Source organism: Achromobacter sp. AONIH1, assembly GCF_002902905.1.
Lineage (GTDB): Bacteria > Pseudomonadota > Gammaproteobacteria > Burkholderiales > Burkholderiaceae_B > Achromobacter.
In genome coordinates this window covers 5,312,752-5,332,745 of record NZ_CP026124.1, presented here as the reverse complement: position 1 = coordinate 5,332,745, position 19,994 = coordinate 5,312,752, and the positions used below count along the sequence as shown (strand labels likewise).

Genomic DNA, 19,994 nt, shown 5'->3' with positions numbered 1-19,994 from the left:
ACCTGAGAAACAGCCTTTTCTTTAGGGTTTCCCCTAAAAATGCCGAGCGCTATTGTTGGCGCCAGTCCATGACTGAACCTCGGAGCCGGGGACTGCGGCGTAGCCGCCATAACACCGGGGTAGATCACGGGAAGGGAAGCATGTTGCGGTTATTTTCTGGTCTGCGTATCGGCGCCCGCCTGTCGGGCGCATTTTTAATTGTGGCGGTGATAGGCGGCGTGATCGGCGCCTTCGGCGTCTGGGGACTCGCCAGCATCAACGAAATGAACGACCGGCTCTATGACACCGAGCTGCGCGGCGTTTCGGATATCAAGGAAGCGAACATCAACCTGATCTACGCCGGACGCGCGCGCACCGGGTATCTGGCCGCGACCAGCGAGCAGGAGCGCAAGGCGCTGCGCAAGCAGTTTGACGATGCCGTGCAGACCATGGACAAGCTGCGCGACCGCGCCGGCCAGACCTTCCAGACCGACGAAGGCAAGCGCCTGCTGGCGCAGTTCATCGAGATCGAGAACACCTGGAAGCGCGAGGCCCAGGACTTCTTCAGCGCGGCCCAGTCGCAGGCGCTGACCCAGACCGATGCGGCCGTCAAGGAAATAGAGAAGCGCGTGGTGGTCTCGTCGCAGAAGCTGGACGACCTGATGACGGACCTGGCCGTGAGCAAGGAAAAGGCCGCGGCCGTGTCGGTGCAGGCCGGCACCGACCTGTACGAACGCATGCGCGCGCTGATGATCACGCTGGCGGTGCTGGGCGTGGCCATCGGCATGTTGCTGGGCTGGCTGGTCACGCGCGGTATCGTGCGGCCGTTGCAACAGGCGGTGAACGCCGCGCGCCAGGTCGCCGCGGGCGATCTGACCACCGACATCAAGGTGGCCACGCGCGACGAAACGGGCGACCTGATGGGCGCGCTCAAGGAAATGAACGAAAGCCTGGCTCGCATCGTGCGCGACGTGCGCGACGGCTGTGAGAGCATCGCCTCGGCGTCCTCGCAGATCGCGCAGGGCAACTCCGACCTGTCCCAGCGCACCGAGGAGCAGGCTTCCTCGCTGGAAGAGACGGCCGCGTCGATGGAAGAACTGACCAGCACCGTGCAACAGAATGCCAACAACGCCAGCCAGGCCGACCGCCTGGTCGAGCAGGCCTCGGCCGTGGCGTTGCGCGGCGGCGAAGTGGTGGACGGCGTGGTGCAGACCATGAGCGCGATCTCCGACAGCTCGCGCCGCATCGCCGACATCACGGGCGTGATCGACGGCATCGCCTTCCAGACCAACATCCTGGCGCTCAACGCGGCGGTGGAAGCCGCCCGCGCCGGCGAACAGGGGCGTGGTTTTGCCGTGGTGGCGGGCGAAGTGCGCACGCTGGCGCAGCGCTCGGCGGTCGCGGCCAAGGAAATCAAGGCCCTGATCGACGAATCGGTCCAGCGCGTCGAAGGCGGCACCCGTCAGGTCGACGAGGCGGGCAGCACCATGCGCGAAGTGGTGGACAGCGTGCGCCAGGTCGCCACGCTGGTGCGCGAGATATCCAGCGCATCGGCCGAGCAGTCCTCGGGCATCGGCCAGGTCAACCAGGCCGTGGCGCAGATGGACACCGTGACGCAGCAGAACGCCGCGCTGGTGGAAGAGGCCGCCGCGGCCGCCGCCAGCATGCAGGAACAGGCCGGCCGCCTGGCGCAGGAAGTGCGCCGCTTCAAGGTGGAAGCGGGCGATGCCGGCGGTTCGGCGCGCGAGGCGCAGGCGCGCCTGGTCCAGGCCAGGCCCGTGGTGGCCCGCGCGGTGCCTGCGGCGTCCGCCGCGCGCAAGCCGCAGGCCCAGCCCGCGCTGGCGCATGCCGGCGAGGACGACTGGTCCACGTTCTGAGCGGTCAGGCCCGCCGCCCGCCGGCGGGCCTGTGGGCTGGCGGTCAGCTTGCGATGGTAAGGTGATCGCCATGAACCCATCCCATCCCTTGCGCCGCGCCTATGCGGGCGCGCGCCATCTGGCGCGCCGCAAGCTGCGCCAGATCAACCGGCTGTCGCGCAAGAGCGTGCAGATGGGCCTGTTGCTGGGCGGCGCCGCGCTGGTCGCCCTGGTATCGCTGGGTTTCGCCTGGTTGGCCGACAAGGCGCTGGAATGGAACCGCGCCTGGGTCGGGCACAGCGGCTGGTTGGCGCTGCTGATCCTGCCGCCGGCGCTGGCCGCGCTGCGCTGGCTCACCTTGCGCTTCGCGCCCAACGCCGCGGGCAGCGGCATCCCCCAAGTCATCGGCGCCTTGTCGCTACCGCCCGGTCCGGGGCAGACCAGCCTGGTCTCGCTGGTTCAGGCGTTGTGGAAAGTGCCGCTGGCCTTTTTGGGCATGCTGGCTGGCGCCTCCATTGGCCGCGAAGGCCCGTCGGTGCAGGTGGGCGCGGCCGTGATGCTGGCCTGGGGCGATTTCTGGAAGCGCCGTGGCCTGCGACTGCGCGGTTTCCACGCCAATGAACTGATCGCGGCCGGCGCGGCCGGCGGGTTGGCCGCGGCCTTCAACGCGCCGCTGGCCGGCGTGATCTTCGCCATCGAGGAGCTGGGCCGGGGCACGGTGCTGCGCTGGCAGCGACTGGTGCTGATCGGCGTGCTGGCGGCCGGCTTCCTGGTGGTTGCCGTGGCCGGCAACAACCCGTACTTCGGCGTGTTCGCCGGCGAGCCGCTGAACCAGGGCATGCTGATGTGGGTGCTGGTCTGCGGCGCGCTCAACGGTGCGCTGGGCGGCATCTTCGCCCGCCTGCTGGGCAAGGGCGCGGCGGGCGCCGCGCCGCGCAGGTGGCGCGCCTGGATCCGGGCGCATCCCGTCTGGACCGCGTTCATCATGGGCCTGGCGCTGGCCCTGATCGGCCTGTGCACGGCCGGCGGCGTGTATGGCACGGGCTATGGCTCGGCGGCCGGCCTGTTGTCGGGGAACGACGGCGTGCCCGCCGGCTTCGGGCTGGCCAAGCTGGCGGCCACCGTGGCGTCCTACTGGGCCGGCATACCCGGCGGCATTTTCACGCCGGCGCTGACCACCGGCGCCGGCATCGGCCATCACATCTGGCAATTGGCCGGCGATGGCGTCGACCAGCGCGTGCTGGTGCTGCTGTCGATGGCGGCGTTCCTGGCGGCCGCCACGCAGGCGCCGCTGACCGCCAGCGTGGTGGTGATGGAAATGACGGGCAGCCAGCCCATGCTGTTCTGGCTGCTGGTGGGGGCGTTGCTGGCCTCGGGCGTGTCGCGTCAGTTCTGCCCGCAGCCGTTCTATCACCTGGCCGCCGGCCGCTTCCGGCGCCAGGCGCTGGTCGAGGCGGGACGCGCGGCCAAGCCGGCCGCCTCGCCCGTGGGCGGATCCTGAGCGCGGTACGCTGACTGAACATCAGCCGGACACCGTCCGCGAGGCGGACACACCTTGCAGGCACCAAATTGGCGCGAAATGGGCTGCGTTAAGATCCTGCGATCCGATCGGAAGATCCCGTTTTCCTTACTCTTTCAGAGCGACTCATGACCGTGCATGCCTATATCTGCGATGCGATCCGCACTCCCTTCGGCCGCTACGGCGGCGCCTTGGCGTCCGTGCGGCCGGATGATCTTGCCGCCGTGGCCTTCAAGGCCCTGGTAGCTCGCAATCCCGGCGTGCGTTGGGAAGAGCTGGACGATGCGATCCTGGGCTGCGCCAACCAGGCCGGCGAAGACAACCGCAACGTCGCCCGCATGGCCACGCTGCTGGCCGGGCTGCCCATCGAGGTGCCGGGCGCGACGGTCAACCGTCTGTGCGGTTCGGGCCTGGACGCCATCGGCGGCGCCGCGCGCGCCATCCGCGCCGGCGAAGCCGGCCTGATGCTGGCGGGCGGCGTGGAAAGCATGAGCCGCGCGCCCTTCGTCATGGGCAAGGCCGACAGCGCCTACTCGCGTAGCGCCGCGATCTACGACACCACCATCGGCTGGCGTTTCATCAACAAGCTGATGAAGGCCCAGTACGGCGTGGACTCCATGCCGGAGACCGCCGAGAACGTGGCCGACGACTTCAAGATCAGCCGCGAAGACCAGGATCTGTTCGCGCTGGCCAGCCAGCAAAAGACCGCCCGCGCGCAGAAGGAAGGCTACTTCGACGCCGAAATCGTGCCCGTGTCGATCGCGCAGAAGAAAGGCGATCCCATCATCGTCTCCAAGGACGAGCATCCGCGTGAAACCACGCTGGAAGCGCTGGCCAAGCTCAAGGGCGTGGTCCGCGAAGGCGGCAGCGTGACGGCCGGCAACGCCTCGGGCGTGAACGACGGCGCCGCGGCGCTGCTGCTGGCCGACGAAAAGGCTGCTGCCCGCCACGGCCTGACGCCGCGCGCGCGCGTGGTCGGCATGGCCACCGCCGGCGTCGCGCCGCGCATCATGGGCATCGGCCCGGCGCCCGCGACGCGCAAGGTGCTGGCCCAGACCGGCCTGACGCTGGAACAGATGGACGTGATCGAGCTGAACGAAGCCTTCGCCGCGCAAGGCCTGGCCGTGCTGCGCCAACTGGGCATCGCCGACAACGATCCGCGCGTGAACCCGAACGGCGGCGCCATCGCCCTGGGCCACCCGTTGGGCGCCAGCGGCGCCCGCCTAGCCACCACCGCCATCAACCAGCTGCACCGCACCGGCGGCCGCTACGCGCTGTGCACCATGTGCATCGGTGTCGGCCAGGGCATCGCGCTGATCATCGAACGCGTCTGACCAGGCAACGCGCTCGCCAACCAGCGAGCGCGCAAGCAAAAAGGGAGCCGAAAGGCTCCCTTTTTACGGCATGGCAATGTCGATGCGCCGCGCATCGGCGGTCCAACAATCTTCGCATCAAGCCGACGTAGCCACCGCCATCCGGGCCGCGCGGAGCCGGCTTTGCCGGTCCGCAGCGGCGCCCCTGGGGGAAGCGCGCAGCGCTCGGGGGGGCTCCCTACGGCAATCCGTCGATCTTGCGGCCGGCCTGGATGCCGTGCTGCTCGTACCAGCCCTGCGCCATTTCCAGCGCATAGCGCACCGGCTTCTTCGAGCAGTGCGGGTCTTCGGTCTGCGGCGCCATGTCTTCGATATTGACGATCGTGCCATCATCGGTGATGAAGGCGATCGACAGCGGCAGGAGCGTATTGCGCATCCAGAAGCACTGCACGTCGGGGTTCTCGAACACGAACAGCATGCCGTCGTTGCCGGGCAGTTCGCGACGGAACATCAGGCCGCTGCGACGGCTCTCTTCCGTGTTGGCGACTTCTGCGCGGATAATGTGGATGCCGGCGGACAACTGCGTGCGCGGCAGTTCCGGCTGCGGGCCGGTCTGCGCGCCGGCCAGCGCCGGCAGGGCGAGCAGGGCGGCGGCCAGTGCCGAACGTCCTGCCTCAAACAGCGTACGGCTTACAGGATTCGATACGGCAGTCTTCAGCATATGCGGGAACGGAAATAAGAAAATAACAAGGCGGGGCCCGAAAGCCCCGCCTGGGATAATGGCGCAACCCGGAGGTTGGGCTATATAGGGTAACTCAGGCAGCAGTGATATTGAGCGCTTGCTTGCCTTTGGGCCCTTGGATAATCTCAAAGGCGACTTTCTGACCTTCCTTCAGGGTTTTGAAACCATTCATCTGGATGGACGAAAAGTGGGCGAACAGATCTTCTCCGCCGTCATCGGGCGTAATGAAGCCAAACCCTTTCGCATCGTTGAACCATTTGACGGTGCCCGTCGATTTGGGATTGTCCCCTTGGACGGCGGTTGCGGTCGTATCAGACATGCGGACTGCCTCATTGAATCGTATGTTTGACAGAAGGGCATCGCGGCCGAAACCCCTTACCCCCTCCGGCCTCCTGGCAGCTTTTCAGCGAGCTGAAAACCCCAGAATGCGTGGATAATGCGCCGCTTTTCTTCGGTGAGTCAAGTATGGAAACTACGCATTTCTACGTGTAATTTTGAGTAAGTTGCATGCAAACCGTCCCCAGTTTAAATAGAATACCCGCGCTATGAGTTCTACCTTGGATACCCAGCACGATCTGGCCGTCGAGAAGGCGCCGGCACGCGCCGCGCCGCCGCCGATGTACCAGGTGCTGCTGCTAAATGACGACTACACGCCGATGGAGTTCGTCGTGAAGGTGCTGCAGAAGTTCTTCAACAAGAACCATGAAGACGCGACGCGGATCATGCTGCAGGTCCATCACGAAGGGCGCGGCGTCTGCGGCGTCTACCCGCGCGATGTCGCGGCGACGCGGATCGCCCAGGTGGCTCAGTACGCCCGGGCGCGCCAGCATCCGCTGCAATGCGTGATGGAGCCCGTCTAGGCAGCAAGGAACCAAGCCGCCGCCAGTGATGGCGGCGCCGCGTTTTCCGGTCAATGAAAACGCGGGCCGCGCAATGAGAGGCGCGCGGCGTCATGCAGGTCGGCAGCTCCGCCGCAAAGGAGCGTTGCAGTCGAGCAAACGGGGAGGTTTGCCGTGAGTGGAAAGAACAGCAAGTCCTGGCTGGCGATCGCCGGCGCAATAGTCGTGGCCGGCGCCGTCGGCGTGGGCTGGTGGGTGGGGCAGGGGCGCACGCCGTCCGATGCGGGTCCGCCCGCCGCGTCCACGCCCGCCGCGACGTCCTCGCCGGCTGGCAGCTCCCCCTCGCCGCAGCCGGCATCCGGCGACGCCAAGCCGGCGCTGGCGGCGACCGCGACGGTCGGCAAGGCAGATCCCTTCGCCGCGTTGAACTGCCAGTCGCGCCAGTTCCGCGACAGCCTGGCGCTGGCGGTGACCTTCACCCAGCCGGTCGACGCCAAGGCCGAGCTTGAAGGCTTCCTGCAGGTCACGGACACCGGCTCGAGCTCGGGCAAGGCCGACCAGGACAACGAGTCGGCGGCCAGCGCCGGCGACAAACCCATGTCGGTCAAGAGCGGCGACGCCGCGCCCAAGGGCAAGATCGTCAAGGGCAGCTGGGTCGTGGGCGACAACCCGCGCATGATCTATTTCCCCTACGTGCAGCCGCAGCGCTCGTACTCCATCGGCCTGCGCGCCGGTCTGCCCGGCATCGAGAAGGCCACGCTGGTCTCCTCGTCGCATTGCGAGGTGAGCACGGAAGCCATGCCGCCGTCGTTCTACTTCGCCAGCCGCGGCGTGGTGCTGCCCGCCGGCCAGAACGGCGGCCTGCCGGTGGCCACGGTCAACGTGCCCGAGGTCGATGTGCAGTTCCTGCGCGTCGAGCCGGACCGCGTGCCCGAACTGTTCGATTCCGTGCTGGGCCTGGGCCGCAGCGCCTCGTCCTCCGACGATGACGGCGTCGACTACGACGGCGAAGACGGCTGGCGCTATTCCGACAACCGCAGCCTGAAGGGCTCGGTCAGCAACTGGGACCTGGACCGCCTGAACACGCTGACGACCAGCGTTTACCAGGGCCGCTTCGTCACCGACGACAAGCCGAACCGCCGCCACGTCACCTTCCTGCCGGTCGAAGGCATCAAGGAACTGCAGGAGCCCGGCATCTACATCGCGGTGATGAGCCAGCCCGGCCGCTTCCGCTATGAATACCAGGTCAGCTATTTCTACGTCAGCGACATCGGCCTGCACGCCCGCCGCTACAGCGACCGCATCGAAGCCTATTCCGTCTCGCTCAAGAGCGGCCAGGCCATCTCCGGCGCGGTCTTCGAGCTGGTCGACGGCGCCGGCAAGTCGCTCGCCAAGGCGGCGGCCGACGGCCAGGGCCATGTGCGCTTCGAAGGCAGCTTCACCAATGCGCGCCTGATCCGCGCCTCGCGCGACAAGGAAATGACGGTGCTGGCGCTGGCCGAGCCCGCGCTGGACCTGTCCGAGTTCGACATCGGCGGCCATGTGTCGCGTCCCAACAACCTGTTCGTCTACGCCGGCCGCAATTTGTACCGCCCCGGCGAAACCTTCCATGTGTCGGTGCTGCCGCGCGACCTGGACGGCCGCGTGATGCCGCCGTCGCCGCTGACCGCCACCATCAAGCGCCCCGACGGCCGCGTGGTGCAGACCACGCTGTGGCAGCCCGCGAAGGACCTGCAAGGCTACGTCGAGCGCGCCATCGATCTGCCGCCGGACGCCCAGACCGGCACCTGGCTACTGGAGCTGCGCGTCGACCCCGCGTCGCGCGCTCCGGATGCCTCGTGGAAGTTCCAGGTCGAGGAATTCCTGCCCGAGCGCATGAAGATGACGCTCGATACGGAACAGCAGGTGCTGAGCCCCGACGACGAGCTGTCGATCGATGTGCAGGGCGATTACCTGTACGGCGCGCCCGCCGCCGGCAACCGTCTGCTGGCGACCTTCCAGGTCAAGCGCAACCGCGTTGCCCTGCCGCAGCAATGGCCCGGCTTCATCTTCGGCGACGTGGCCGATGACTCGCGCCGCACGTTCGGCGAGCTGCCCGAACTCGCGCTGGACGACGACGGCAAGGCCATCATCGAAGTGAACCCGAACACCGACGGCACGCATTCGCCCATGAAGGTGCGCGTGTCGGCCAGCCTGCTGGAATCGGGCGGCCGTCCGGTGGTGCGTTCCATCGAGCGCGCCGTCTGGCCCGCCGACACGCTGATCGCCGTGCGTCCGCAGTTCGACGGCGACGTGGCGCGCGAGAACGCGCCCGCCGTGTTCGAAGTGGTGCGCGTGACGTCGGCCGGCGAGAAGGCTCCGCTGGCCCAGGCCCAGATGCGCCTGTACCGCGAGGAACGCCAGTACTACTGGCGCTTCGACGACCAGCGCGGCTGGAACAGCGGCTACACCGAAACCGAGGAACTGCAGGATTCGCGCGCCATCGCGCTGAACGATCGCGCCCAGCTGACCGTCAACGTCAAGTGGGGCCGCTACCGCCTGGAAATTTCCGATCCGGAAACCGGCGAAACCATGCGCTACCGCTTCTACGCGGGCTGGAACGCGCAGGACGCCGACGCCATGGGCAACCGCCCGGACCGCGTGCAGATGAAGCTCGAGGGCGTGCCCGCCAAGCCGGGCGACAGCGTCAAGCTCACGCTGACGCCGCCGCATGACGGCCAGGCCCTGGTGATGGTCGAGGGCGACCGCATGCTGTGGTCCACCTGGGTTTCGGTCAAGGCGACCGGCACGCAGGTCGAGATCCCCATCGACAAGGCCTGGAAGCGCCACGACCTGTACGTCTCGGCCGCGGTGTTCCGTCCCGGCAGCGAAGGCGACCGCGTCACGCCGGCGCGCGCGCTGGGCCTGACCTATCTGCCGATCGCCAGCGCCGACCGCAAGCTCGACGTGAAGATCACCGCGCCGGCCAAGACCGTGCCTGAAACCAAGGCCAGCATCCGCGTCAAGGTGGACGGCGCCCAGGGCAAGCAGGCCATGGTCACGCTGTCGGCGGTGGACGTCGGCATCCTGAACATCAACCAGTACGCCACGCCCAACCCGCTGGACTTCTTCTTCGGCAAGCACCGCTACGCGCCCGAACTGCTGGACATGTACGGCAAGCTCATCGAGAAGATGGACGGCACCAAGGGCAAGCTGAAGTGGGGCGGCGACGCCGCCATGCGCGGCGACAGTAAGAGCCTGCCCAAGAAGGTCAAGCTGGTCGACCTGTTCTCGGGCGTGGTCAAGCTCAACGACAAGGGCGAGGCCGACATTCCGCTGGACCTGCCCGACTTCAACGGCACGCTGCGCCTGATGGCCGTGGCATTCACCGCCGACAACTTCGGCAGCACCGACGCCGAAATGGTGGTGGCCGCGCCCATCGTGGCCGAGCTGAACACGCCCCGCTTCATCACCCCGGGCGACCAGTCCGCGATCGCGCTGGACGTGACCAACCTTAGCGGCTCGCCGCAGAAGGTCACGGTCAAGCTCGAGGCGCTGGATCCGCTGGCCATCGTCGATGGCACGCGCACGGTCCAGTTGAAGGACAAGCAGCGCGTCACGCTGCGTTTCACCGCCACCACCACCGGTTCCTACGGGCTGGGCCTGATGCGCCTGACCGTGGACGGACAGGGTGGCGCGCAGCCGCTGCGCATCGTGCGCGAGTCCGTGCTGCAGGTGCAGCCCGCGCACGCCGCCGAGCGCCAGGTCCGCCGCCTGCGTCTGAACCCGGGTGAAAGCCAGTCGCCGCAGGCTTCGTGGATCTCGTCCTACTATCCGGATTCGACCACGGTCAGCCTGACCGTCTCGAACCGGCCGCCGTTCAACGTCAATCGCCTGGTCGAAGGCCTGCTCAACTATCCGTATGGGTGCACCGAGCAGACCATCAGCGCGACCCTGCCGTGGGTGCTGATCGACGAGGACGCCGCCAAGCAGTTCGGGCTCAAGCCGCGCACGCAGGCCGAGCGCGAAGCCAAGGTGGCCGGCGCCATCGGCCGCCTGTCCGGCATGCGTAATGCCGTCGGGTCGTACAACCTGTGGGGCGGCAGCTCGTCCTCGCGCGACGTGTGGCTGACGGCCTACGCCGTGGGCTTCCTGCAGGATGCCCGCGACCATGGCTTCACGACGCCCGAGGTCTCTCTGGACCGTTCGCGCCAGTGGCTGCTGGAGCAGGTGCAGCAGAGCGCCAACGCGTTCGGCACCTGGTCGGCCAACCTGCGCAAGAGCGTCGACTCGGGCCGCATCGACAGCAGCTACGTCGACACCCTGCGCGAAGACCATCGCCGCTTCGCCGGCCTGGCCACGGCCGCGCTGGTCCTGGCGCGCGACAAGAAGGCGCCGCTGTCCACGGTGCGCCAGCTCTACGACAACTATCAAGAGCGCGCGCGCTCGCCGCTGCCCCTGGTGCAGCTGGCGGTGGCGTTCAAGCTGATGGGCGACGAAGGGCGCATGAAGGCCGCGCTGGATCAGGCCATGGCGCGCGAGTACGGCATCGTCCGTCGCAGCAACAGCTCCTACTACGACGAGTGGATGGGCGACTACGGCAGCAGCGTGCGTGATTACGCGCTGGCCTATGCGCTGATGAGCCAGTACGGCCTGAAGCACGACCGCAGCGAAGTGTTGCTGTCGCAGCTGACGAACCGCCTGGGCAACCGTTCCTATCTGTCCACCCAGGAACAGATGGCCCTGCTGCTGGCGGCCCGCGCGATCGGCGGCGACAAGAACACGCCGTGGGAAGCCGCGCTGACCGTCAACGGCGTGCGCAAGCCGCTGACCGGCGGCAAGGCCGACGCCACGGTGTCGCTGGCGCCCGCCGATCTGGCCTCGACGCAGCTGACCAACAGCGGCAGCCAGTCCCTGTTCGTGGAGTATGACATCCAGGGCAGCCCGACCGTGACGCCGTCTCCGCGCAGCGATGTGATCCAGCTCAAGCGCGGCTGGTACCGTCCGGATGGCCGCGCATGGGACGGCGGCACGCTGCAGACCGGCGACATGCTGGTGGTCTGGGTGCAGGCATCCTCCAACCAGAACATCCCGGATGCGCTGCTGGTGGATCGTGTGCCGGCCGGCTTCGAGGTCGAGAACATGAACCTGTCGCAAAGCCCCGAGATGCAGGAATGGACCATCGGCGGCGTGCGCGTGGCCGACGCGATGTCCAATCCCAACATCAAGCACCGCGAATTCCGCGATGACCGGTATGTGGCGGCGGTGGCGCTGGGCCGAGGCAAGGTGGACGTGTTCTACCTGGTGCGCGTCGTGACGCCGGGCCGCTACGCGGTGCCGTCGACAGTGGCGGAAGACATGTACCGGCCGGAAATCCGTGGCGTGGGCGAACAATGGAGCACCGTGGAAATCCGCGATCGCGGCGCGAAGCGTCCTTGACCGCCCCGGCCACCTCCACGGCGGGCGCCGCGCGCGCCCGCCGCTGGCGGCGGCGCGGCATCCTCGCGGCCAGCGTCCTCCTGACGCTGGCCGCGTTGTTATTCGCGCTGGACCGCCTGTTCCCGCTGCCGCCGATCGATTCCGGCGGCGCCGCCGTGGTCGTCTCGGCCGACGGCACGCCGCTGCGCAACTATCCCAGCCGCGACGGCATCTGGCGCTATCCGGTCACGCCGGCCCAGGTGTCGCCGCGCTACCTCGAAACCCTGCTGACCTACGAGGATCGCTGGTTCTATTGGCACCCCGGCGTCAACCCGGTGGCGCTGGCGCGCGCCGGCTGGCAGTGGGCCACCAACCGGCGCATCGTGTCCGGCGGCTCGACGCTGACCATGCAGACGGCCCGCTTGATCGACCCACAGCTGGCCGGCAAGCCGTCGCGCACGATCTCGGCCAAGCTGCGCCAGGCCTGGCGCGCCGTGCAGCTGGAAATGCACTACAGCAAGGACGAGATCCTGTCCCTGTATCTGACGCATGCGCCCATGGGCGGCATCGTCGAAGGCGTGGAAATGGGATCCCGTCTATGGCTGGGCAAGCCCGCCAGCGACCTGAGCCCGGCCGAGGCGGCCATGCTGACCGCCTTGCCGCAGGCGCCGTCGCGGCTGCGTCCCGACCGCCATCCGCAGGCGGCGCAGGTGGCGCGCGACAAGGTGCTGGACCGCATGGTCGAGCGCGGACGCTGGACGGCTGAAGCGGTCGCCGACGCCAAGATCGAGAACGTCATCGCGCCGCCGCTGCGGGCGCGTTGGCTGGCGCCGCTGGCCGCCCAGCGCCTGTTGCTGGAGGCGGGCGGCCCGCGCCGGCGTCCCGGCGAGCGTCCGCCGCTGGTCGCGTCCACGCTGGACGCGGACATGCAGGCTTCGGTCGAACGCATGCTGCTGGACCGGGTCGACAATCTGCCGCCCAAGGTGTCCATGGCGGTGTTGGTCATGGACAACGACAGCCTGGAAATCAAGGCCTATGCGGGGTCGGCGGATTTTTCCGATGATTCCCGATACGCGCACGTGGATATGGTGCGCGGCGTGCGTTCGCCGGGTTCCACGCTCAAGCCCTTCCTGTATGCGCAGGCGCTGGACGAAGGGCTGATCCATTCGGAAAGCCTGCTGATTGACGCGCCGCTGTCCTTTGGCGGCTATGCGCCGGGCAATTTCCAGGCCGCCTTCTCGGGGCCGATCAGCGTGGCGCAGGCGCTGCAGCGGTCCCTGAATGTGCCGGCCGTGGACCTGCTGGACCGTGTCGGACCGGTCAGTTTCGCCTCGGTTATGCTGGCGGGCGGGGTGCGTCTGCGCCTGCCGGCTGGCGCCGAGCCCAACCTGAGCTTGATTTTGGGCGGAGGCGGCACCACATTGGAAGAGCTGGTGGGCGCCTACCGGGCGCTGGCGCGCGGCGGCCTGTCGGGGCGTCCCCGGTTGCGGCCGGAGCAGCCCCGGGTGGAGTCCCGTATGATGAGCGCCGGAGCCGCCTGGATTGTCCGGGACATCCTGGAAAGCGGCGGCCACCCCGACCGCCCGTTCTATGAATCGGGCAATCAGGGGCGGCGGCTGGCCTGGAAGACCGGCACCAGTTTCGGTTTCCGCGATGCCTGGTCGGTCGGCGTGACCGACAGATGGACGATAGGCGTGTGGGTCGGTCGTCCGGACGGCACCCCCAATCCGGGCTTTTTCGGCGCCAATGTGGCGGCGCCGTTGCTGCAGGACATCGTCGCGGCCTTGCCGGAAGGCGCGCCGCAACCCCGGATCCGGCCCGCCACGGTGCAAGCCGTCGTGACGTGCTGGCCGCTGGGCTACCGGTTGGGCAGCGGCCCGACCGACGCCTGCCCCGAGCAGCGCGCGGCCTGGGCCCTGAACGACACGGTGCCGCCGTCCTTCGCCGGCTACGCCGACGTCACCCAGGGGCCGCTGCGCCTGGGCGGCGTCTCGGCCGGGGCGGTGCTGCGGCCCGTGCCGGGCAGCCGGCAGGTGGCGCTGGACGTGGACGCGCAGGGCGCCGAAGGTGAGGTATGGTGGATGCTGGATGGCCGGGTCGTTAATCATGGCGCGGCGGCTCATCCGTTTAAATTAGTGTTGGCGCAGGACGGCAGGTATACGCTTACGGTCATGGATACCAAGGGGCGCCACGATAGTGTGGTTTTTGAAATCTCTGGTGTTACGCCATGATCGGCATAGAATATGAATCGTGTATTTGACCGCTTCGATGCGTCATCGGAGGAAGCGTGATTTCTCAAGAGCTTGAAGTCAGCCTGCATATGGCTTTCGTCGAGGCCCGTTCGGCCCGGCACGAATTCATCACCGTCGAGCATCTGCTGTTGTCCTTGCTCGACAATGCTTCGGCCGTCGAGGTTCTGCGCGCCTGCGCCGCGAACCTGGACGACCTGCGCCGCAACCTGCGCCAGTTCGTCTCGGAAAACACGCCCGTGATTCCCAGCGGCGCGGAAGTCGACACGCAGCCCACGCTGGGTTTCCAGCGTGTGATCCAGCGCGCGATCATGCATGTGTCGGCGGGCGGCACCGGCAAGAAACCCGTCACGGGCGCCAATGTGCTCGTCGCCATTTTCGGCGAAAAGGACTCGCACGCCGTCTATTACCTGCAACAGCAGGGCGTGACGCGCCTGGACGTGGTCAATTTCCTGTCGCATGGCATTACCAAACAGCCACAGGTGGAGTCCGCCGCCGTGCAGAAAGAGCAGCAGAGCAACGGGGAAGACCAGGGCGAATCGCGTCAGTCGCCGCTGGATCAGTATGCCAATGACCTGAACGCCGCCGCGCTGGCCGGCCGCATCGATCCCCTGATCGGACGCGAGCACGAGGTCGAGCGTGTCATCCAGGTGCTGTGCCGCCGCCGCAAGAACAACCCGCTGCTGGTCGGCGAGGCTGGCGTGGGCAAGACCGCCATCGCCGAGGGCCTGGCCTGGCGCATCACGCGCGGCGAAGTGCCCGAGATCCTGCAGGCCTCGCAGGTCTACGCGCTGGACATGGGCGCGCTGCTGGCCGGCACCAAGTACCGCGGCGATTTCGAGCAGCGCCTGAAGGGCGTGCTCAAGCAGATCCGCGGCAATCCCGACGCCATCCTGTTCATCGACGAAATCCACACGCTGATCGGCGCCGGCTCGGCCTCGGGCGGCACGCTGGACGCGTCCAATCTGCTCAAGCCGGCGCTGTCCTCGGGCCAGCTCAAGTGCATCGGCGCGACCACCTACACCGAATACCGCGGCGTCTTCGAGAAAGACCACGCGCTGTCGCGTCGCTTCCAGAAGATCGACGTGCCCGAGCCCAGCGTCGAGCAGACCGTGCAGATCCTGCGCGGCCTGAAGAGCCGCTTCGAAGAGCATCACAACGTCCGCTATTCGTCGGCCGCGCTGTCGGCCGCCGCCGAACTGTCGGCGCGCTACATCAACGACCGCCATCTGCCGGACAAGGCCATCGACGTGATCGACGAGGCCGGCGCCGCGCAGCGCCTGCTGCCGCGTTCGCGCCAGAAGAAGGTGATCGGCAAGGTCGACATCGAAAACATCGTTTCCAAGATCGCGCGCATTCCGCCGCAGTCCGTCTCCAACGACGACCGCAGCAAGCTCGCCACGCTGGACCGCGACCTCAAGACCGTGGTGTTCGGCCAGGACAACGCCATCGAGGCGCTGTCGGCCGCGATCAAGATGGCGCGCTCGGGCCTGGGCAAGCCGGAAAAGCCGATCGGCGCCTTCCTGTTCTCCGGCCCCACCGGCGTGGGCAAGACCGAGGTCGCACGTCAGCTGGCCTTCACGCTGGGCGTGGAGCTGCTGCGCTTCGACATGTCGGAATACATGGAGCGCCATGCCGTGTCGCGCCTGATCGGCGCGCCGCCGGGATACGTGGGCTTCGACCAGGGCGGCCTGCTGACCGAGGCCATCACCAAGCAGCCGCATTGCGTGCTGCTGCTCGATGAAATCGAGAAGGCGCACCCGGATGTCTTCAACATCCTGCTGCAGGTGATGGACCATGGCACGTTGACCGACAACAACGGCCGCAAGGCGGACTTCCGCAACGTCATCCTCATCATGACGACCAACGCGGGCGCCGAGACCCTGAACCGTCCTTCCATCGGCTTCGCCAATTCGCGGGTGGTGGGCGACGAAATGGCGGAAATCCGCCGCATGTTCACGCCCGAGTTCCGCAACCGCCTGGACGCGATCATCCCCTTCGCCGCGCTGGACCGCGAAATCATCCTGCGCGTGGTCGACAAGTTCCTCATGCAGCTGGAAGACCAGCTGCACGAGCGTCGCGTCGAGGCCGTGTTCACCACGCGCCTGCGCGAGCACCTGGCGAAGGAAGGCTTCGATCCGCTCATGGGCGCGCGGCCCATGCAGCGCCTCATCCAGGACACCATCCGGCGCGCGCTGGCCGACGAGCTGCTGTTCGGCAAGCTGGTCGACGGCGGTTCGGTCACGGTGGATCTGGACGAGTCGGGCAAGGTCACGCTGGATTTCGAGGACAGCGGCAAGCCGCCGTCCTCGGACGCGCCCGACAAGCAGGAAGTCGAACTGGTTGACTGATGGCCGCGGACAGCAGCCAGCCGCTGATCGAGTGCGAACACTGTGCCAGTATCTATCGCAGGCATGAGCTCGAACACGGCGAAACCGCCAGTTGCACCCGCTGCGGCTCCACCTTGTGGCGCTACAGCGGGCTGACCCTGTCCAATTGGTTGGCGCTGGCCATCACCGCGCTGATCATCTTCGGCATCGCCAACGCCTATCCCGTCGCATCCATGTCCGTCCAGGGCATGGTGCAGCAGGCCTCCTTGCTCGACGCTGTCGCCATCACCTGGCGGCAGGGCCACGAGATCGTCGCCGTGATGACCGGCTTGTCCGGTTTCGTGCTCCCCTTGTTGCAGCTGTCCGTGCTGCTGTGGGTGCTGGGCCCCTTGTCGCAAGGGCGCGAACCGCGCGGGTTCCATCAAGCCATGCGCCTGCTGGGGCTGCTGCGGCCCTGGTGCATGGTGCCGGTGTTCCTGTTGGGCGTGCTGGTGGCGGTGGTGAAACTGGCTGGCATGGCCGACGTTTCGCCTGGCATCGGCCTGGCCGGTTTCGGCCTCCTGACCGTCCTGCTCACCATTTTGGGCCGCCTGTCGCCCCATGTGATCTGGCGTTACGCCGAGACGGCTGGCGTGGTGCCGGTGCATGTGCCGCGGGCCGGGCCCGACAGCGTGCTGACCGGCTGCCATGTCTGTGGACAGGTCCAGGCGCTGCCGCGCGATGGCGATCCCGAGGCCGACCATCACTGCGTGCGCTGCCATGCGTTGGTCCACTACCGCAAGCCGGATCATCGGGCGCGCAGCTGGGCGCTGCTGCTGGCCGCCGTGGTGTTCTACATCCCCGCCAACGTGCTGCCGGTGATGCAGGTGCGCTCGGTGCTGGGGGGCGGCGCGCACACGATCCTGGGCGGGGTGGTTGAACTCTGGGCCATGGGCTCCTGGGATATCGCGCTCATCGTCTTCATCGCCAGCGTGGCGGTGCCGCTGACCAAGCTGCTGGCGCTGGTGCTGCTGTTGCTCACCGAGCAGTGGGGCAGTTCCACCAACTTGCGGCCGCGCACGCGCCTGTACCAGATGGTTGAATTCATCGGGCAGTGGTCGATGCTGGACGTTTTTGTCGTTATATTGCTGGCCGCCTTGGCCGATTTCCAGGGATTGATGGAAATCAGCGCGGGCGGCGGAGCGGCGGCCTTCGGCGTTGTGGTCATCCTGACCATGCTGTCGGCCATGAGCTTCGATCTGCGCCGCAGCTGGGACCTGGAAGGTCATGCGGAGCTGGATGATGTACCGCAGGTCGCGGGTGGCCACAAGCCGCCGGCGGCGGCAGCCGAGCGCCAGGCATAGTCCCGGCGCCGCGCGCAACACAATAGGAAGAATCGATGTCCGAGCAAACTCCCGGCAAGGGCGACCCGCAGATCGCCGCGCCCACAATCACGCGCAAGCGCCAGAACCGGATTTCGTGGATCTGGCTGGTGCCCGTGGTCGCGGCCCTGATGGGCCTGTCGCTGGTCGTGCGGACCTGGTTGCAGGCCGGCACCGACATTTCCATCACCTTCAATTCGGCCGACGGGCTGGAAGTCGGCAAGACCCGCTTGCGCTACAAGGACGTGAACGTCGGCACGGTGAAGTCCATCGGCTTCAATGAAGATCGCAGCAAGGTGGTCGTGACGGCCGAGCTGGCCAAGGAAGTCTCCGACCTGGCGCGCGACGGCACCAATTTCTGGGTGGTCAAGCCGCGCCTGGACGTGAGCGGCGTATCCGGGCTGGGCACCTTGTTGTCCGGCGCCTATATCGGCGTGGACGCCATCGAAGGCAAGGGCAAGGCCAGCAAGGCCACCAAGCTGACGTTCGAAGGGCTGGAGATCCCGCCCGCCGTCACGCACGACCGGACCGGCAAGCGTTTCAAGCTCAAGGCGGATAACCTGGGCTCGCTGGATGTCGGTTCGCCGGTCTACTACCGCCGTATCAACGTCGGCCGGGTCATCGGGTACGAGCTCGACAAGAGCGGTGATTCGGTGAATATCGAGGTCTTCGTCGACGCGCCGAACGATGCGTTCGTGACCAGCGGCACGCGCTTCTGGAATTCCAGCGGCGTGGATTTCAGCGTCAACGCGGACGGGCTGAAGGTGCGCACGCAGTCGGTGGTGTCGCTGCTGGTGGGCGGCGTGGCGTTCGAGCCGGTCTACACGGCGCGCGGCGCCAACAAGCCGGCGCCGGCTGACGCCGAATTCGAACTCTATTCGACCGAGGCGCAGGCCAAGGCCAATCCGGATGGCGAAGCCTTCGATATACGCATGCGCTTTGACCAGTCGATCCGCGGCCTGGCCGTGGGCGCGCTGGTCGATTTCAGCGGCATCACGCTGGGCAATGTCACCGGCATCAACCTGGATTTCGACCCGGAGACCAAGCGCTTCTACTCGGTGGTCGACGCCACGCTTTATCCGGAACGCCTGGGCAGCGTCTATGACGAGGTCCGGGAGCTGGCCGATAAGGAAGGCGACGTGGCCGGCAACCGGCTGCTGGGCGGCATGATCAAGCACGGGCTGCGCGCGCAGCTGCGTCCGGCGAACCTGTTGACGGGCCAGCTGTATGTGAACCTGGATGTGTTCCCCAATGCCAAGCCGGTGACGTTCAACCCGTCCGTGCCGGCGATCATTCCGACCGTGCCGGGTAACCTGGACCAGCTGCAGCAACAGCTCAGCAACATCGTCAACAAGATCGAGAAGATTCCGTTCGACAAAATCGGCGAGGACCTGCGCACCACGCTGGCCAGCACCTCCAGGCTGATGAACCGCCTGGACAAGCAGGTCGCGCCCGAGGCGCAGGGCATGCTGAAGCAGGCCAGGGACTCCATGGCCCGCATCAACGAGCTGCTGGCCTCCGACGGCTCGCTGCCGGTCAGCACCGAGCGCGCGCTGCAGGAACTGAACCGCGCGGCGCGTTCGCTGCGCTCGCTGGCGGACTTCCTGCAGGCCAATCCAGAAGCGCTGCTGCGAGGTCGCGGCGCCGATCCCATTCCGGGCTCTGGTCCGGTCAAGAACTGAAGATCATGAACATGACGCCCATGCCGTTCTTCCCGCGCATCGCCACGTCCGCCCTGGCGCTGGCCGCCGCTTTGGCGGGTTGCGCCTCGGCGCCCGTGCATTACTACACGCTGTCCGTGCCGGCTGGCACTGCATCTGCGCCGGCTGGCGCGCAGGCGGCGTACATGATCGACGTGTTGCCGGTCAGCGTGCCCACGCCGGCCGACCAGCCCCAGCTCATGGTGCGCAATGGCGACGGCAGCGTCTCGGCGCTGTATTCCGAGCGCTGGACCGCGCCGCTGGCCGACGAGGTCCGGGGCGCGCTGTCGGACGCGCTGCAGCGCGAGCTGGGCGCGCTGGACGTGCGCGTGGTGAAACCCGCGTCCAGCGCGGCGGTGTGGCGGGTGCAGACCGATGTGCAGCGGTTCGATCTGTCGCCCGGCGCGGCCCAATTGGACGCCACCTGGCGCGTCCGTCCCGTCAACCTGAAGGGCAGCGGGCTGATCTGCCGCACGGTGGTCGACGAGCCGGCATCGGGGCAGGGCGCCTCGGCGCTGGTCGCCGCGCAGCAGCGCGCCTTGTCCAAGCTGGCGGGCGTGATGGCGTCGGCCATCCGCGGTCGCCAGGCGCCGGACGGCGAAGGCGTGCGCAGCGTGGGCTGCGCGCCGCTGAAAGAGTGAATCCGGGGCCGGATCGCGGCCCGGAAACTGTCGCAATCTCAGATAGTTAACCTAGGGTTAACCTTAAT

General features: G+C 67.4%; 12 protein-coding genes. 10 read left to right on the top strand and 2 right to left on the bottom strand.

The window, feature by feature from the left end; translation table 11 throughout:
- Nucleotides 1-140 precede the first annotated feature (140 nt).
- The 3 genes from C2U31_RS24380 (at nucleotide 141) to pcaF (ending at nucleotide 4,688) form a co-directional block, all read left to right on the top strand.
- On the top strand, nucleotides 141-1,856 hold the full coding sequence (locus tag C2U31_RS24380; RefSeq protein WP_103275155.1) for a methyl-accepting chemotaxis protein: 1,716 nt from the start codon (nucleotides 141-143) through the stop codon (nucleotides 1,854-1,856).
- A 70-nt stretch (nucleotides 1,857-1,926) separates the two neighbouring features.
- Nucleotides 1,927-3,336: a chloride channel protein gene (locus C2U31_RS24375; protein ID WP_103276556.1), complete on the top strand. Its 1,410-nt coding sequence runs from the start codon at nucleotides 1,927-1,929 to the stop codon at nucleotides 3,334-3,336.
- Nucleotides 3,337-3,482: 146 nt separating this feature from the next.
- Nucleotides 3,483-4,688 (top strand): 3-oxoadipyl-CoA thiolase, encoded by a 1,206-nt coding sequence (gene pcaF / locus C2U31_RS24370; protein WP_103275154.1) that lies wholly within the window; start codon nucleotides 3,483-3,485, stop codon nucleotides 4,686-4,688.
- A 217-nt stretch (nucleotides 4,689-4,905) separates the two neighbouring features.
- Here the strand turns inward: pcaF and C2U31_RS24365 are convergent, their stop codons facing one another.
- Together C2U31_RS24365 and C2U31_RS24360 are read right to left on the bottom strand one after the other, a co-directional pair.
- Nucleotides 4,906-5,388 (bottom strand): DUF192 domain-containing protein, encoded by a 483-nt coding sequence (locus tag C2U31_RS24365; protein WP_103275153.1) that lies wholly within the window; start codon nucleotides 5,386-5,388, stop codon nucleotides 4,906-4,908.
- 94 nt (nucleotides 5,389-5,482) lie between these two features.
- The gene (locus tag C2U31_RS24360; protein ID WP_006220277.1) at nucleotides 5,483-5,728 is read right to left on the bottom strand and encodes a cold-shock protein; all 246 of its coding nucleotides are present in this window, start codon (nucleotides 5,726-5,728) and stop codon (nucleotides 5,483-5,485) included.
- Nucleotides 5,729-5,954: 226 nt separating this feature from the next.
- On the opposite strand from C2U31_RS24360, the gene clpS reads away from it, so the two are divergent.
- The 7 genes from clpS to C2U31_RS24325 all read left to right on the top strand — a co-directional run bounded on the left by clpS (nucleotide 5,955) and on the right by C2U31_RS24325 (nucleotide 19,926).
- Nucleotides 5,955-6,269 carry an ATP-dependent Clp protease adapter ClpS gene (gene clpS, locus C2U31_RS24355; protein WP_103275152.1) on the top strand — a complete coding sequence of 105 codons (315 nt, stop codon included), beginning with the start codon at nucleotides 5,955-5,957 and terminating at the stop codon, nucleotides 6,267-6,269.
- A gap of 153 nt (nucleotides 6,270-6,422) precedes the next feature.
- The gene (locus tag C2U31_RS24350) at nucleotides 6,423-11,666 is read left to right on the top strand and encodes an alpha-2-macroglobulin (RefSeq protein WP_103275151.1); all 5,244 of its coding nucleotides are present in this window, start codon (nucleotides 6,423-6,425) and stop codon (nucleotides 11,664-11,666) included.
- Nucleotides 11,621-13,876: a penicillin-binding protein 1C gene (pbpC, locus tag C2U31_RS24345; protein WP_369869700.1), complete on the top strand. Its 2,256-nt coding sequence runs from the start codon at nucleotides 11,621-11,623 to the stop codon at nucleotides 13,874-13,876. The genes C2U31_RS24350 and pbpC overlap by 46 nt, the downstream gene beginning before the upstream one ends.
- A 56-nt stretch (nucleotides 13,877-13,932) precedes the next feature.
- Nucleotides 13,933-16,245: an ATP-dependent Clp protease ATP-binding subunit ClpA gene (clpA, locus tag C2U31_RS24340; RefSeq protein WP_103275149.1), complete on the top strand. Its 2,313-nt coding sequence runs from the start codon at nucleotides 13,933-13,935 to the stop codon at nucleotides 16,243-16,245.
- A complete protein-coding gene (locus C2U31_RS24335; RefSeq protein WP_103275148.1) occupies nucleotides 16,245-17,567 on the top strand; it encodes a paraquat-inducible protein A in 1,323 nt (440 codons plus the stop codon). The genes clpA and C2U31_RS24335 overlap by 1 nt, the downstream gene beginning before the upstream one ends.
- Nucleotides 17,568-17,602: 35 nt before the next feature.
- Nucleotides 17,603-19,267 carry an intermembrane transport protein PqiB gene (locus tag C2U31_RS24330; RefSeq protein ID WP_103275147.1) on the top strand — a complete coding sequence of 555 codons (1,665 nt, stop codon included), beginning with the start codon at nucleotides 17,603-17,605 and terminating at the stop codon, nucleotides 19,265-19,267.
- Nucleotides 19,268-19,272: 5 nt separating this feature from the next.
- Complete coding sequence (locus tag C2U31_RS24325) at nucleotides 19,273-19,926, top strand: membrane integrity-associated transporter subunit PqiC (protein ID WP_369869699.1); 654 nt, start codon at nucleotides 19,273-19,275, stop codon at nucleotides 19,924-19,926.
- Nucleotides 19,927-19,994: the final 68 nt, after the last annotated feature.

Coding starts and splice junctions, on each gene's coding strand:
- C2U31_RS24375 (WP_103276556.1), top strand. CDS start 1,927: ATGAACCCATCCCATCCCTTGCGCCGCGCCTATGCGGGCGCGCGCCAT.
- C2U31_RS24360 (WP_006220277.1), bottom strand. CDS start 5,728: ATGTCTGATACGACCGCAACCGCCGTCCAAGGGGACAATCCCAAATCG.
- clpS (WP_103275152.1), top strand. CDS start 5,955: ATGAGTTCTACCTTGGATACCCAGCACGATCTGGCCGTCGAGAAGGCG.
- C2U31_RS24365 (WP_103275153.1), bottom strand. CDS start 5,388: ATGCTGAAGACTGCCGTATCGAATCCTGTAAGCCGTACGCTGTTTGAG.
- C2U31_RS24380 (WP_103275155.1), top strand. CDS start 141: ATGTTGCGGTTATTTTCTGGTCTGCGTATCGGCGCCCGCCTGTCGGGC.
- C2U31_RS24325 (WP_369869699.1), top strand. CDS start 19,273: ATGAACATGACGCCCATGCCGTTCTTCCCGCGCATCGCCACGTCCGCC.
- pbpC (WP_369869700.1), top strand. CDS start 11,621: ATGGAGCACCGTGGAAATCCGCGATCGCGGCGCGAAGCGTCCTTGACC.
- pcaF (WP_103275154.1), top strand. CDS start 3,483: ATGACCGTGCATGCCTATATCTGCGATGCGATCCGCACTCCCTTCGGC.
- C2U31_RS24330 (WP_103275147.1), top strand. CDS start 17,603: ATGTCCGAGCAAACTCCCGGCAAGGGCGACCCGCAGATCGCCGCGCCC.
- C2U31_RS24335 (WP_103275148.1), top strand. CDS start 16,245: ATGGCCGCGGACAGCAGCCAGCCGCTGATCGAGTGCGAACACTGTGCC.